Source organism: Prochlorococcus marinus, from assembly GCF_001180245.1.
Lineage (GTDB): Bacteria > Cyanobacteriota > Cyanobacteriia > PCC-6307 > Cyanobiaceae > Prochlorococcus_A > Prochlorococcus_A marinus_F.
In genome coordinates, this window is the sequence record NZ_CVSV01000051.1 from 1 (window position 1) to 249 (window position 249).

1 protein-coding gene is annotated in these 249 nt (G+C 26.5%); it reads left to right on the forward strand.

Annotation, left to right across the window (positions count from 1 at the left end):
- A partial coding sequence (locus tag AMO19_RS08410) for a hypothetical protein (RefSeq protein ID WP_179850476.1) occupies positions 1 to 249 on the forward strand: 249 nt, incomplete at both ends.

Genomic DNA, 249 nt, shown 5'->3' on the forward strand with positions numbered 1-249 from the left:
ATTAAAGCATTAGAAGACAATAATCAAAGTGGTCAAGATAATACTTATTTATATAAAGACACAATTAATAACTTCTCAACTAGAAAATGTGAAAAAGATAGTTTCACAAATCAAATCCTAGGATTTAATGCAGTAAATAGAAAAGGTGGAGAAACATATCTGTTTAGAGAGTCACAACGTTCAAAAGATTCACTCTCAAAATTAATAGATATCAATATAGATTGGAAAGTCGAAAAAAGATTTAGATAT